The organism is Thermogemmatispora argillosa (assembly GCF_059696725.1).
Genome location: NZ_AP019377.1, coordinates 5303908 through 5317649, shown reverse-complemented (window position 1 = coordinate 5317649; position 13742 = coordinate 5303908). Strand labels below are relative to the sequence as shown.

Genomic DNA, 13742 nt, shown 5'->3' with positions numbered 1-13742 from the left:
AGGCCCAGTGGCCTGAAACAATTTTGGGGCGAACCTTCTCTAATTCAATAACACCGACACCAGCTCAGGAGGCTCAACTGATGGGCTTGATTGAAACCGAGGAAACCAACCAGTTCACCTTTGAACCGTTCGCCGCACACCATTTTTATACCGAGATTAATCGAGCGCTCGTGCAGCAAGCCCTGGCTCACCTGAAAGAGCTATCGCACGAGCAACCGCTGACCATTGTCGATATGGCTTGCGGGACCGGCGCCGTTACGCGCTTGATCGCTGAGGAGCTATCTCGCCAGGGACGGCAGGCACGCCTGATCGGCGTTGATCCTTCAGCGGAGGCTCTGCGGAGGGCTCGCAAGAGCATGGCAGCCCTGGGCATGCAGGCTGAGTTCGTTCAGGGCGAAAGCGAAGATTTGCCGCGCATCGTGCAAAATGCCGATATGGCCTTCTTCTGCAATGCTATCCATCTGGTCGCCGACAAACTGGCCGCTTTCCGTCAAATCGCCACTATCCTGCGTCCGGGCGGTATCTTCGCCTGCAACAGCGCCTTTTACGAGGGTACCTATGTCCCCGGTACCGAGCGCTTCTATCGCATGTGGACGCGCCGCGCTGTGGGCTGGCTGCGCAAGACGCACCCAGACATTCGCCCTTCACGCGAGACGAAGGCTCAGGCGATGCAGTGGCTGACTCCCGAGGAATATGCTGCTCTTTTCCGCGAGGGAGGCTTCAGCCGTGTGGAGATGACGCAGTCACAGGTGTCGATCTCGCTTGATGCCTGGAAAGATCTGGGTCAGTATTGGCTCTTCATTGAGGGGGCACTGCCAGGTGTGCCGTTGCCCATTGGCGCCCAGGCGCTGGCAGTGGCTGTCTACGAGGCCGGCCAGGAGCTTGGACTGCAGGAGGTCCCGCGTATGTGGCTTCAGATGGTAGCCGTGAAGGACGCTTGAACTGCCTGCCTGCAGGCAAGCAGGCAGCATGCTGCTGCGGTTCGTCTTTCCCAGGCCAGTGCAGCGAGCTGCTTCGGCTATCTTCTTTCGCCTCCCCACCGTTGTCGCGCACCGGACCGAACGGGCCTGCGGCTCTGCTCGTTGCCTCTCCTGGATAGTACCCTCAAGATCTGCGGCTCCACCAGTCTCGCCGCAACTCAGGGTGAGGCAAGCGGCGCCTGCAGCAGCGCATCGTAGAATTGTATTTCATATTCGTAGCTGAGACGCATTACGCGAATGAGGCGCTGTTGCTCTGCAGGCCCAAAGCTTTGTCTACTAAGCCAGCGCTGCAAAGGAGTAATCTGTTGACCGATGGCATCGTGGGCGCTGAAAAAGGCGGCTTGGGAGGCTTCCAGACCATAATGATGGAGAAGCGCCGGATAGACGCGCAGGCAGAGCCGGGCAAAGATCTCCTCACTGGCCCCCACCGCTACGAGCCACTCTCCAGGGCTGCCCGTTTCTAAGACCCAGTAGAAGAAGTTGAGCAGAGCCTGGCAGCCTGCTAGCGGTACGACTCGGGCAAAGGCGGTTCGAGGTACGCCGACCGCCTCCCCGAAACGTATCAGTAACTCAGGTCCGCCTTTTTTAGCAGCCAGTTTATCGATCAGCATTTCCTGCAGTTCTAGATCGGGAGCGGCCTGTGCGATAGCCAACCCATCAAGACGATAGGCATCCTGGACAATGAGCCAGTCCTGCAGGGCAAAGAGGCCCAGCCTCTCCCTGGCAAGCGTGCCTGTTTCTACGCCGCTCCAGAAGGGATGGCGAAGAATACCTTCGCGAAGGGCGCGTAGCGCCGCCCGCTCCGGTAAGTCTGCTGTAAGCAAGTGATCGAACCATTCCATTGACTGTCTCTTTGTCTGTTTCTTCTCTTGTCACCCTGACAGGCTGTTGTCAGAGAGGCCTCTGATCAGCTACACTTACAGTGTAGCAGCCGCAAGATGCTCGCACCTGAGCAGGATCGGGAGGAGGCGGGAATAGAAGCATGCTAGATAAGCTGACGCTTATCCCACTGTTCGCCTTTACCCTGGCCGCGGTCATTTTCATGGGCCTGGCCATTGACAGCTTTGTGGAGCGCGGCCTTTCTTTCTCCAGCCTGGCCCGCTTCTGTCTGGAGCTGGCCTTAAGCTGTCTGCTGCTCTTGCCCGTGGCTTATGTGTTGCTCGACAGCAGCGGCGAATGGTACACTTTCGTTGGAATCACCGTTCTGCTGCTGTTGGCGTCACTCTGCGCCCTGCTCGGACAGCTTGTCCGTCTCAGCGGCCAGAGACGCAGAGTGACGCGCTAGCGAGCGCGCCGGTACAGGGCCAGCCGCCAGAACGGCTCCGCCAGATGCTGGCCGTCGCCTTAGCGTTGACCTTGACCGGCGCAGCGCTTGCTGCAGATCCTGGCGCTTGCCCACTTTCGACCCTTGGCGCAAGCGCCGTCTGTTGGGGTGTCCTGAGCCGCCAGAGGCCTCACAGCCACGCTGAGCAGCAAACTGCCCACCTAGCTGAGACCGGCCAGGGCATGAAAGACGGTCCTCAGCGCCGGATAGAGGCTGCGATACTGCTCATAGAAGCGGGCGTAGAGCGCAACCTGCTCGGGCTGGGGGGCAGTGCTCTCGATGACCCTGACCGTGGCCTCACAAGCTGCCTCCACCGATGGATAGATACCCGCTGCCACACCAGCCAGCAGGGCGGCCCCAAAGGCCGGTCCCTCGCTGGCATTGGTAACGGCCAGTTCCACGCCCAGGATGTCGGCGATGATTTGGCGCCAGAGAGGACTCTTTGCGCCGCCACCCGTGGCCCGTACCTGCTCTAGCTGCAACCCCTGAGCGGTAATGATGGAGAAGCAGTCTTTGAGACTAAAGGCCACTCCTTCCAGTACAGCACGGATCAGGTGACGACGGTCATGGGCAGCCGTCAGGCCAATCCAACCGCCACGAGCATAGGCATCAAGGTGCGGCGTACGTTCTCCTTGCAGATACGGGAGAAATAGCAAGCCCGCGCAACCGGGCGGAGCCCCAGCCGCTTCACGCGTGAGCAACTCATAGGCATCCAGACCTGTCCAGCGCTCTAGAGCACGCTCAGGCAGGCCCAGATAATCGCGTACCCAGCGGAGCGAGAGACCGGCCCCTTGAGTCACTCCCATCAGGTACCAGGCCCGCGGCACAGCGTGATTAAAGGTATGAATACGAGGTGTTGGCCCTGAGCGATCGACATGAGGCGCCTCGGCATGCGCTAGCACGACTCCACTCGTACCAATCGAGACCAGGGCCAGACCTGGCCGTACTACACCGTTGCCTACAGCTCCACAGGCGTTATCTGCTCCGCCACCGGCAACGGGCGTACCGGCCGGCAGGCCTGTGAGCGTAGCCACCTCCTCAGTGATCGTACCAGCGACGGCATCCGCCGGCACCACCTCCGGTAAAAGAGCAGGATCAAGCCCAATGGCCTCCAATACCTCATGCGACCAGCTTCCCTCAGCCACGTTCAGCAGACAGGTTCCAGCGGCATCGGAGATCTCCATTGCCATCGTCCCTGTCAGGCGGTAGCGGATATAGTCCTTGGGCAAGAGCACAGTCCGTACGCGAGCGAACAGGTCCGGCTCATGCTCACGCACCCAGAGGATCTTAGGCGCCGAGAAGCCCGGCAGAGCCGGATTAGAGACCAGCTCGATGAGGCGCGCGGCCCCCACCCGCTCGGTCATCCAGCGACACTGCGGCTCGGTACGCTGGTCCGCCCAGATGATGCAGGGACGTAGCACCTGGGCCGCCTCATCCAAGAGGACGATGCCATGCATTTGACCGGAAAGCCCGACGCCACGTACGTCGCTGGGCTGCACGCCGGCCCTGGCCCCTTGCTCCAGGCAGGTGCGAATCGCCTGCAGCGTTGCCTGCCACCAGTCAGCAGGATTCTGCTCAGCCCAGCCTGGGCGCGGATGATAGAGCGGATAATCGACAAAAGCGGAGGCCAGAGGCCGACCATCCGCCGCATCAAAGATGGCCGCTTTCACGCCAGTAGTGCCCAGATCAATACCAAGTAGTGCATCCATTGGCATGCATCCTGGAAAAGCAGATCAGTCAGCAGAGCAAGGACTCTCGTCCGCAGACCACACCAGGCCCAGCCCCCAGGGCAGCGTAGAATAGCCCCCCTTCTGGATGATGAGCCTGGCGCAGTCAAACGAGACGAGGATCTCTCCGCTGCTGGCACGGAACGATCAGCCGCTAGCGCTTCTTCCGCTGCTGAATGATGCGATCGATGTAGGCCTGATCCAGACCCAGCGTTTCGTAGACGATGCGGTAGCCCTCGACAGCATCAGCCCGCGCCCGCGCCTCAGCAAGCGCCTGGCGATCGATCTTACGGGCCAGATCGTCAATGAAGGCCCATTGTAGCACTGAGCGGCGCACCGCCGCGATCTGATCCTCAGTATAGGGATAGAGATCGTAGCCGATTCGCTCGCCATGCTGACCATAGCCAACATCCTGCAGCGTCATGGCCAGCTCCAGGGTCTGCATAAAGAAAGAAGCGCCAACCATGTTATCGTCGTCAAAAGTCCCCCAGCCAGAGTTCGCATGCTGATGGCCGAGGCGCCCTTCAGCATGCAAGAGGGCGGCGTACTCCGCCAGGTTCTCCCCGTTCATAATCAGATGCTGCCAGTCCATATTGACGAGCAGCCGGGAAGTATCAACGCCCAGACGCCCGATGCGCTCGATCGTATAGAGGCAGGCGGCGATATTGCGCATCAGGATATTCATAGCAGGCTCGCTATTCTTATGCTCCAGAAAGACCTTGACGCCCTTGGAGGCGGCATGAGCGACAACCTCGGCCACGCCCTCAATGAAGAGGTCCCAGGTGCGAGCGTAGTCGCGCTGGAAGTTATAGTTATAGCCCTCAGCTCCGGGCCAGATAATGAAATTAGCGCCCAGAGCAGCGGCCAGGTCGACACCGCGCTTGAGCGTCTCGATGCCACGGCGGCGCAGAGCGGGATCGGGGTTAATGAAGGCACCAAGCTTATAGGTGGGGTCGGTATGGAGGCCGGCGGCAATGCAATAGATGTCCATCGGGCCTAGAGCGGCCTTGATGGCCTCGACGGTGTCCTCATTGATCTCTCCAGGATAATGATATTCAAGGCCATCGACCAGATCGGCCAGTCCATCAACCACGCGCTTCGTGCGCGTTACCATGTCCTCGTTGGCCACCTCGGGGTGATAGCCAGGCGGGACAAAGCGGGTGACGTTGGGGCCAAAGGCCCAGATCCCAACGCTGTTTTTGATGGCTTGATGTTCCACTGCTCCCTCCTTAGAATGAGATTCCGGTGGACTGTCTCCCGGTACGGTTGTGTTTGTCTGGCCCCTCGTTGCCCAGGAAGCAATCGCCGATCCACCTTTAAGTATACACCCGGCGCGCCTGAAAAGGCGATGGGAAGGCAAGCCTAACGAGGTGGATCAGGCAGGAAGAAGCCGGCCTGACTGAGCCGGCGTGTACTGCACGCCGTAGAGCCACGCAGCGAGGCCAGGCGGTCAGAAGGCCCCCTGAAGCGCTGTGGGAAAGTATAGAGCAGAGTGAAACAGAAGTTCCAGAAGGGAAGCATAAAGAAGGTATTGACAGAGAAAACCGGGGTTCTTTATAATCAGCCCATCTACCAGCCTGGTTGATCTTGCAAGCCACATATCCTGCTGGTGGCAAATCCAGGTTACGTCAGCAGAAGGATAGTGGGACGGTGAAAGCAAGGCCGTGTGAGTTTTTACCAGGACCATAGCGTAATGTCTCGTAGGGGGTGAATTTGTGCGCTCCCCAAAAAGTTGCGCTCACCGCCCTGCTGTCACCCGCCTTGCGCGGTGCAGACCTGGTATTTGCGAAGGAGGCTGTCTTCCATGAAGAGAAACTGGCTGCGCTTCATGGCTCTTACGATGGGCATACCCTTGCTGATAGCAATGCTGGTAGCCTGCGGAGCCGGTACGACGACAACAGGCACGGGCACCAGCACGACGCAGGGGTCCACCATCATTAAGGTTGCCACGGATTTTCCGGTCAGCGGCGCAGATGCCGGTATTGGAAAATCGACAGAGAACGGGGCGCATCTGGCCGTTGATGAGGCCAATACCAATCATGTGATCCCCGGCTATACGCTGCAGTTCGATCCCCAGGACGACGTTGGCGCCTCGGGTGTGCATGATCCGACCAAGGGCGCGAACAATATGAAGGCTCTGGTTGGCGATGCTCTGGTGGCGGGCGTGGTCGGACCGCTCAACAGTAACGTGGCTCAGGCCGAAATGCCGATCGCTAATCAGGCCCCGCTGGCAATGATCAGCCCGGCGAACACCAACCCTTGTCTGACGAAGGAAGGGGCCGATGTGGGCTGCACCGGCGCGAATGACCTGGTGCCCAAGCTGCGCCCTACAGGCAAGGTGACCTATTTCCGCGTCGCGGCCACCGATGACCACCAGGGGCCCGCTATGGCGGACTACCTCTATAATACGCTGCATCTGCGCACGGCTTACGTCATCGATGATACAGAGACCTATGGCGCCGGCCTCGCTAAGTACTTTGTCCAGGAGTGGACAAAGCTGGGCGGTACGGTGATCGATGGCAAGAGCCATAGCGTTAAGAGCACTACGTCCTATTTGAATCTGCTGACGGCAGCCGCAGCCTCCAAGCCCGACGTGATCTACTTCGGCGGCAACTACTCGACCGGAGGGCAGTTGATCCAGCAGCAGATGATGACTATCCCCGCGTTGAAGAATGCAGTCTTCGCGGGCGGCGATGGTCTGACCGGTAGTTCAGATTTCTACAAGCAGATCGTTACTTCGGGTGGCAAAGCCTACATGACGGTGGCTGCGCCTGATGTGTCGAAGATCCCCGCCGCGCAGACGTTCATTAAGAACTATACGGCGAAGTACGGCGATGTGGGTCCCTATAGCGCCGCAGCCTACGATGCCATGAATATCCTCATTCAGGCCATTAAGGTGGCGCTGACTAAGACCCATACGCCGAAGGATTCAAGCGACGCAGCTCAGGCTCAGGTCTTCCGTCAGGCGGTCATCGACGCTCTGAAGACGATCACCTATAACGGTATTACTGGCAAGATTTCCTTTGACCAGAATGGCGATACGACGAACAAGATCTTCACTGTCTATCAGGTTGCCAATGTGAACGGCAAGCCAGATCTGGTGGCCAAGGAAGTCGTTACCGTCCAGTAATACGGCCTAAGAGCAGGCAGGCCAGTGAGGCTCGCCCCGTCTGGTTGGTTCAGCCTCTCGCTGGCCTGCCCTTTAGACTCCTACTTGCCGCAGTAGCTGTTGCAGTCCTCGGTTGGCTGAAGACTCTCCCCAGGCTGGTGTCCCTGTGGCTCCTGTTGCTCTTGTAGTAGTGTTCGCTGTTTCTGTAGTCCTCATCGCCCACTTCAGCCGACCATTTTGGATAAGGCAGGAGAGAGCCAGTCAGTCAGGCAGTGTGTCAGCCCATCAGCCAACCAGCTCTACGTAGTGATCCTTGTGCGCTTGCTTTCTCTTGCCTTGCCCCTACTCGTCAGATGCTGGTATCATAAACTGGCAAAAGGTGAGGTGCAGGTTCTATGACCCTGTTTTTACAACTGCTCGTCGAAGGGCTTGTCATCGGGTCGATCTATTCTCTGGTCGCCCTGGGCTATACGATGGTCTACGGGATCATCGAGCTGATCAACTTCGCCCACGGCGATATTTTCATGATGGGCACGCTTGTGAGCCTGTTCATGGTCCTGAATGTCTTTCACCTGTCCGACGTTACTAAGATGCCTCTAGGTAGCATGCTACTGATGCTGGTCATTACCTGCCTGGCATCAATCGTCGTCTGTGCCCTGCTCGGCGTGCTCATCGAGCGGATAGCTTACCGTCCGTTGCGCAATGCCCCTCGCCTGGCACCGCTGATCTCGGCTATTGGCGTTTCGCTGGCACTAGAGGACATCGCAAAGGCCATCATTGGCCCTAATCCCGTGGCGGCTCCTTACATGGTCCCTCTGGTCCACTATAGCCTCGGCTCGGTCGATATTACGAATACTGATATCATCGTGCTGGTCGTGGCCCTGGTGCTCATGGTGGGCTTGCAGTGGCTGGTCACCAGGACTCGCATCGGGCGTGCCATGCGCGCTGTGGCCCAGGATCGTGAGGCGGCGGCCTTGATGGGGGTCAATGTGGATCGCGTGATTGCCATCACCTTTCTGATCGGCGCCGGTATCGCTGGAGCCGGCGGCTTTGTCTACCTGCTCTCGACGAACAACACTTCCTTCTACATTGGCTTCGAGTTGGGGCTGTTCGCCTTTACTGCCGCCGTACTGGGAGGCATTGGCAATCTCGTTGGCGCTATGCTCGGCGGTCTAGCGATCGGTCTGATCCGCGCCCTGGTGACCTATATCCCTGATCGCGATCTTCCCTTCGGTTTACCGCACGGCGGTGTTGCCTGGCAGGATGCCGTGGTCTTCGCTATCCTGATCTTGATCCTGGTCTTCCGTCCCACTGGCCTTCTTGGGCAACAGCTAGCAGAAAAGGTCTAGCCACGAAGCGTGAACACACGCACGTTGCTATAAGAGGTAGAATACGATGGCTATGTTGGTCCCTTCCCAGATCCTGCCACAGACAGGCGAGACCCGCCGGCTGCTCGTGAAATGGGTCGTCGCCTTTTTGGTACCGCTCCTTGTCTTTACGCTCATTTGGAGCGGCGAGGCCATTTTGAATGCTGCCTTGCTGGCGATCTTCGTCCCTGGGAACTTCTCAGGTTCGACGCTGGGCGCCGGCCTCTTTATGCTGCTCTTTTATGGCATCATTCTGGGGCTGGTCGGCTACCTGGTGGCCGCTGATAGCGGGCGACAGGGCATGCTGGATCTGTGGATCTCGATGTTTTTCTTCACGGTGGTACCGATTCTGCTGATCTCAGCTACCGCCAACCTCTTTGTGGGCCTGGCCGCTTCGGTAGTGGTGTGGGCTATCTACTACTATGGGCGCCAGCTTGTGCAGCGCTTCCGCCCGCCTGCTCCCCTCCCCCCTTTGCCAAGCTTGAAAGTGCTCGACGCCGAGATGCGCGCAACCTTGATGACGCGCGCTCGCCTTGGCAGCTTCTGGTTCGCCCTCTCCTTCTCTCTGCTCTGGCTGCTCGCTGACCTGCTCTTCTACTTCGCTGGCCAGTATGGTCAGGCTTCGCTGGTGTTCCTGGTCTGGATCGTGCTGCGCAGCGTGCTGCTGCCAGTGGCTGGCTGGCTACTGGGAGGCGTGGGAGGCCGGATCGCGCTACGCCATGCGGTCCAGGCTAATGGCAACGGTAGTAATGGCGATCGCTCCGGCGCAGCAGTCAGTACACGCCGCTTGCGTCTGCTATCCGCTACCCGCGCCCGTGAGGAGGCTCGTGATCTGGTTCCTAACGATCTGCCTCTGCGCAGCACAGGCGCGCGCAATTTCTACATACTGCTGCTCGTTGCCTTGCTGCTCTTTTATCCGATGATCGATCCCTTCCTCTTCGGCTCGGGCACGGATGCGCGTCTGGATAACTATGGCAATGCCGGCTATTACGTGATCCTGGCTTTGGGACTGAATATCGTGGTTGGTTTCGCTGGCTTGCTGGACCTGGGTTACGTGGCCTTCTTTGTGATCGGGGCCTATGTCTGGGCTATGGTCGGCTCACCTCAGTTGACGGTACTGACAGGGATTCATATCAACCCTGACATCTGGCCCTGGCTCTTCTGGCCGATGCTGATCGTGGCTGCCGTGATCGCCGCTCTTTGGGGCGTCTTGCTAGGTGCCCCAACTCTACGCTTGCGCGGCGACTATCTGGCCATTGTGACCCTCGGCTTTGGCGAGATCATCCCCATCGTGGTCCAAAACCTGGATAAGTATACGAATGGTACCAATGGCCTGACGGGTATTTACTCGCCGGCGTTCTTCGGGGTCCACTGGAGCGTTTCAACCTCGGAGCCGTACTACTATCTGATTCTGGTGCTGATTGCCCTTGTGCTGGTAGCTAATCTACGTCTGCGGGACTCGCGCATTGGACGAGCCTGGATCGCGATGCGCGAGGATGAGATCGCCGCTGCCTCTTCGGGCATCAATTTGACACGGACAAAGCTGCTGGCCTTTGCCGCCGGGGCTTTCTTCTCTGGGATTGCTGGCGCTTACTACGCCGCCAAGCTGAGTACGGTTGCGTCCGGCAACTTCAGTTTTAGTGACTCGGTGATCTATCTGGCTATGGTAGTCCTTGGCGGCCTGGGCAGTATCCCTGGCGTGGTCGTCGGCGCGCTGGCGGTCTATGCCATCAATGTTCTGGTCCTGCCGCAGCTTGATGCTCTGGGGAATGATCCTAGCAGTATCATTCACCCGATCTATGCCCAGATTCTCCAGGTGATCCCTAATTTCTCGTTCAGCAATATTCGTAACCTGATTTTTGGGATCATCCTGGTCTTGCTGATGATTTTCCGGCCAGAGGGCTTGATTCCCAGTACGCGCCGACGTCGTGAGTTGCACCGCGCCGAGTCCGAGGGAGTGGAGATTACCTCGCTGGATACTCCTCCCGGCGCTCCCGGGTTTGAGTCAGAGATGCGTGTCGAGTGAATAGTGATTCCTAGCGGTGAGCAAGTGAGAGAGATGGAGATGCATGCTGTCAAACATCGGTTTCGTCCTTACTGGAGGCTGCGATCATGACTGCTGAGCATGAGGAGGTCCCTCAGTCCACGCGCCAACCCTTGCTAGAGCTGAAGAAGGTGACGAAGCAGTTCGGCGGCCTCGCTGCGGTCCAGGATCTGGACCTGGTCGTCTATCCTCAGGAAATTGTGAGCATCATCGGGCCTAATGGCGCGGGCAAAACAACGGTTTTTAATCTGATTACGGGCATCTACCAGCCCACGTCGGGGGAGATCCTTTTTGATGGCCAGCCTCTCAGGAAGCTGTCCCCCGATAAGGTGGTGGAGCGCGGCATCGCACGCACGTTCCAGAATATTCGTTTGTTCAATAATATGACGGTTCTGGAAAATGTACTGGTGGGCGAGCATCTGAGCTTGAAAGCCTCAATTCTGGATGCGGTTTTCCGTCCCCCCTGGGTGAAACAGGAGGAGGAGGCAGCCCGCCAACGGGCAATTGAGCTGCTCAGTTTCTTCGGTCAGCATTTGGTTGATCGCCAGGATGAGTATGTGATTAATCTTTCCTATGCTGACCGCCGCCGCGTGGAGATCGCCCGCGCGCTGGCCTCACGTCCTAAGTTGCTGCTGCTCGATGAGCCAACCGCCGGCATGAACGAGGCAGAGACCTTGGAGGCCGTGCAGTATATCCGCCGCCTTCGCGATGAGCTGCATTTGACGATCTTGCTGATCGAGCATAAGCTAATGGTGACTATGGGCATCTCTGACCGGATCGCCGTGCTCGACTACGGACGCAAGATCGCTGAGGGGCTGCCCGATGAGGTCCGTCGCGACGAGCGGGTAATTACCGCTTATCTCGGCAATGCGGCGACTTCCGTGCGCCAGACATGGCAGGTGACGCTCCGGCGCCAACCCGAAGGGGAGGCAAGTAACCACCATGAGTAAGAGAGTGATTGGCCATGCGCTCTGCTGCTACTGCTGCTGTTCGCTGCTCTCCAATCTGCTAGCTGGGGGGGGAGATCACGATGAGTGATGTGATGCTGCAGTTGGAGCATGTCGACACGTTCTATGGCCCCATCCAGGTGCTCCACGATATTAATCTGGAGGTGCGCCGCGGCGAAATCGTCTGCTTGCTCGGGGCCAATGCCGCAGGGAAAACTACCACGATGAAGACGATCTTCGGTCTGGTCCGCCCCCGCCGGGGCCGGATTCTGTTCGATGGGCAGCGGATTGATCATCGGGCCCCGAGTGACATCGTGCGCATGGGCCTGGCCCTGGTCCCCGAAGCACGTCGCATTTTTCCGCGCATGACCGTGCTGGAAAATTTGCAGATGGGCGCCTATATACGGAACAATAAGGCCGAGATTGAGCGGGACCTTGACCATGTCTGCCAGATCTTCCCGCGTATTAAGGAGCGCCTGAAGCAGATCGCCGGGACGCTCTCAGGCGGCGAACAGCAGATGCTGGCTATGGCTCGCGCTTTGATGTCGCGCCCACGCATGATGTGCATGGATGAGCCTTCGATGGGTCTTTCTCCTATTCTGGTAGAGACGGTCTTTGAGACGATCGTGCGTATCCGTTCGGAGGGCGTGACGATCTTTCTGGTGGAGCAGAATGCCTCGATGGCGCTGAGTCTGGCTGATCGCGGCTATGTCCTGCAGACCGGTAAGATTGTGCTCAGCGACACCGCGGCTAATCTGTTGCAGAACGACCTGGTGCGGCAGGCTTACCTTGGTGGCGCCTGAAGCATAGCCGCTCTAGCCAGCAGGCCTCTTTAGAGTCTGTTCCCTGGCTTCGCCTCTTCATTATTATGGATGGAAGACAAGGCAACGGTTCGGTCCATACAGCCCCATCAGGAGGACTTTCCTGGGGCTGTATGGGCCGCTTCGTTAAGAAGAAGGCTGGATCGGTGGCCTAGTCCCCCCTATGGATCTTACAGACAGTAAGAAGAGAAGAAAGGGACAGCTTGTCTATGGTGCATAGCTATGATTATAGACGCCGGCGCGGCATACGGTCGCTGTCATGGGAAGAATTCAGCTGCTCGCTTGCTAACCAGGGTTGACGGCCCAGGCCGTCAGCCCAAAACCGACGATGGTGTAGTCTTCAGCCGCCATCTCTTGGAGCATCTGCTGATAGACTTGCTCAAATTCCGTTTCGTCGATGACGCCGCTGGCCAGCAAGAAAGGCTTTGTCAGGCAAAAGAGAGCTTGCATATCTCTATAGCCGCTCTCATGCATCGGCATACCATAGGAGCCGTCATAATAGAAGGCGCGGCGCTGAATATTGATAAAGCCTGCCTCGCGCAGCAGGCGGGCTAGCATGTAGACAATCCCGGTTGAGTTGCCGTCGACGGAAAAGGTCCGCTTCTGGAGGGCCAGCGCCCGGTTAAGGCAGGTATAGAGGCGTTGATAAGCCGGACTATTGCTGACCGGTGTTTCAATCTCGGTGAGACGTATGATGCCGCCAGGGCGGAGAATGCGTCGGCATTCCCGGAGCAGAGCTGGCCAGCTCTGTTGATCCATAAAGGCCATAATCAGCCGCGCATTGACCAGATCAAAAGCCGCATCGTGGAAGGGCAGCCGTTGGCGGGCATCGGCAACCTCAAAGGTCACATTCGGTAGTGCACGCACCCGAGCGGTAGCGAGCGCATAATCAATCATGGTCGGGTTGATATCGATCCCCACGACCTCCAGATGCGGGTAGCGCGCCGCCAGTTCTAAAGCCCACCCCCCGGGGCCACAGGCGATGTCGAGCACGCGCTGTAGTTGGCTAAGATTATCCAGCTCAGGTAAGAGCCCCCCCATTGCTTCGCTGAAGAGCCGCTCTTGCTCAAGCAGCCTGGCTGTTTCCGCCCCCTGCTCAATGTCAATGAAATAGCGATTCTCTCCTGTCGAAGAGGCAGAATCGGCAGACACGATGCCTCGATCCTCCTTTCTCCTTGCATCTCTACAGTTGGCTGCCCGCCCAGCGAGCAATCTTCAGTCGAGAAAGCAGGCTAAGACTGTTTGCGGACGCTAGCTAGACTATGCAAGCGGCGCATGAGCTATCGCGAAGGAGACACCCGCGGACAGACACGCTTCACCTGCCTATATACTACAGCAAGGGAGGTGAGCACCGCCAGAGAAGGGCAGAGGGACGACGAGCCTCGCGGTTACAACATGAGAGCGAGGCGAGCTTTGGGCCTCG

At 58.4% G+C, this 13742-nt stretch carries 11 protein-coding genes and 1 pseudogene; 8 read left to right on the top strand and 4 right to left on the bottom strand.

What is annotated here, in order from left to right; all coding sequences use genetic code 11:
• Window positions 1-80 precede the first annotated feature (80 nt).
• Entirely contained in the window at window positions 81-941 is an 861-nt protein-coding gene (locus tag AC6H1L_RS20760) for a class I SAM-dependent methyltransferase (RefSeq protein WP_497599357.1), read from the top strand.
• 197 nt (window positions 942-1138) lie between these two features.
• Here AC6H1L_RS20760 and AC6H1L_RS20755 read toward each other — a convergent pair whose 3' ends face one another.
• Entirely contained in the window at window positions 1139-1822 is a 684-nt protein-coding gene (locus AC6H1L_RS20755; RefSeq protein ID WP_497599356.1) for a thiaminase II/PqqC family protein, read from the bottom strand.
• Between the two features lie 140 nt (window positions 1823-1962).
• On the opposite strand from AC6H1L_RS20755, the gene AC6H1L_RS20750 reads away from it, so the two are divergent.
• Window positions 1963-2265 carry a hypothetical protein gene (locus AC6H1L_RS20750; RefSeq protein ID WP_497599355.1) on the top strand — a complete coding sequence of 101 codons (303 nt, stop codon included), beginning with the start codon at window positions 1963-1965 and terminating at the stop codon, window positions 2263-2265.
• A 200-nt stretch (window positions 2266-2465) separates the two neighbouring features.
• On the opposite strand, the gene xylB is transcribed toward AC6H1L_RS20750, so the two are convergent.
• A complete protein-coding gene (gene xylB / locus AC6H1L_RS20745; protein ID WP_497599354.1) occupies window positions 2466-4013 on the bottom strand; it encodes a xylulokinase in 1548 nt (515 codons plus the stop codon).
• Window positions 4014-4185: 172 nt separating this feature from the next.
• Window positions 4186-5250 (bottom strand): sugar phosphate isomerase/epimerase family protein, encoded by a 1065-nt coding sequence (locus tag AC6H1L_RS20740; RefSeq protein ID WP_497599353.1) that lies wholly within the window; start codon window positions 5248-5250, stop codon window positions 4186-4188.
• Between the two features lie 585 nt (window positions 5251-5835).
• On the opposite strand from AC6H1L_RS20740, the gene AC6H1L_RS20735 reads away from it, so the two are divergent.
• From AC6H1L_RS20735 to AC6H1L_RS20710, 6 genes and pseudogenes are all read left to right on the top strand, one after another.
• Window positions 5836-7161 carry a branched-chain amino acid ABC transporter substrate-binding protein gene (locus AC6H1L_RS20735; RefSeq protein ID WP_497599352.1) on the top strand — a complete coding sequence of 442 codons (1326 nt, stop codon included), beginning with the start codon at window positions 5836-5838 and terminating at the stop codon, window positions 7159-7161.
• A gap of 374 nt (window positions 7162-7535) precedes the next feature.
• Complete coding sequence (locus tag AC6H1L_RS20730; protein WP_497599351.1) at window positions 7536-8489, top strand: branched-chain amino acid ABC transporter permease; 954 nt, start codon at window positions 7536-7538, stop codon at window positions 8487-8489.
• 46 nt (window positions 8490-8535) lie between these two features.
• Window positions 8536-10533, top strand: coding sequence for a branched-chain amino acid ABC transporter permease (locus AC6H1L_RS20725; protein ID WP_497599350.1), 1998 nt, complete (start codon window positions 8536-8538; stop codon window positions 10531-10533).
• 86 nt (window positions 10534-10619) lie between these two features.
• Window positions 10620-11201 (top strand): annotated as a pseudogene (locus AC6H1L_RS20720) (ABC transporter ATP-binding protein); the annotation flags it as partial.
• A gap of 6 nt (window positions 11202-11207) precedes the next feature.
• Window positions 11208-11501 carry an ABC transporter ATP-binding protein C-terminal domain-containing protein gene (locus AC6H1L_RS20715; RefSeq protein WP_497601579.1) on the top strand — a complete coding sequence of 98 codons (294 nt, stop codon included), beginning with the start codon at window positions 11208-11210 and terminating at the stop codon, window positions 11499-11501.
• 80 nt (window positions 11502-11581) lie between these two features.
• Window positions 11582-12301: an ABC transporter ATP-binding protein gene (locus tag AC6H1L_RS20710; protein WP_497599349.1), complete on the top strand. Its 720-nt coding sequence runs from the start codon at window positions 11582-11584 to the stop codon at window positions 12299-12301.
• A 303-nt stretch (window positions 12302-12604) separates the two neighbouring features.
• Here the strand turns inward: AC6H1L_RS20710 and AC6H1L_RS20705 are convergent, their stop codons facing one another.
• Window positions 12605-13471 (bottom strand): class I SAM-dependent methyltransferase, encoded by an 867-nt coding sequence (locus AC6H1L_RS20705; RefSeq protein WP_497599348.1) that lies wholly within the window; start codon window positions 13469-13471, stop codon window positions 12605-12607.
• Between the last annotated feature and the right edge of the window lie 271 nt (window positions 13472-13742).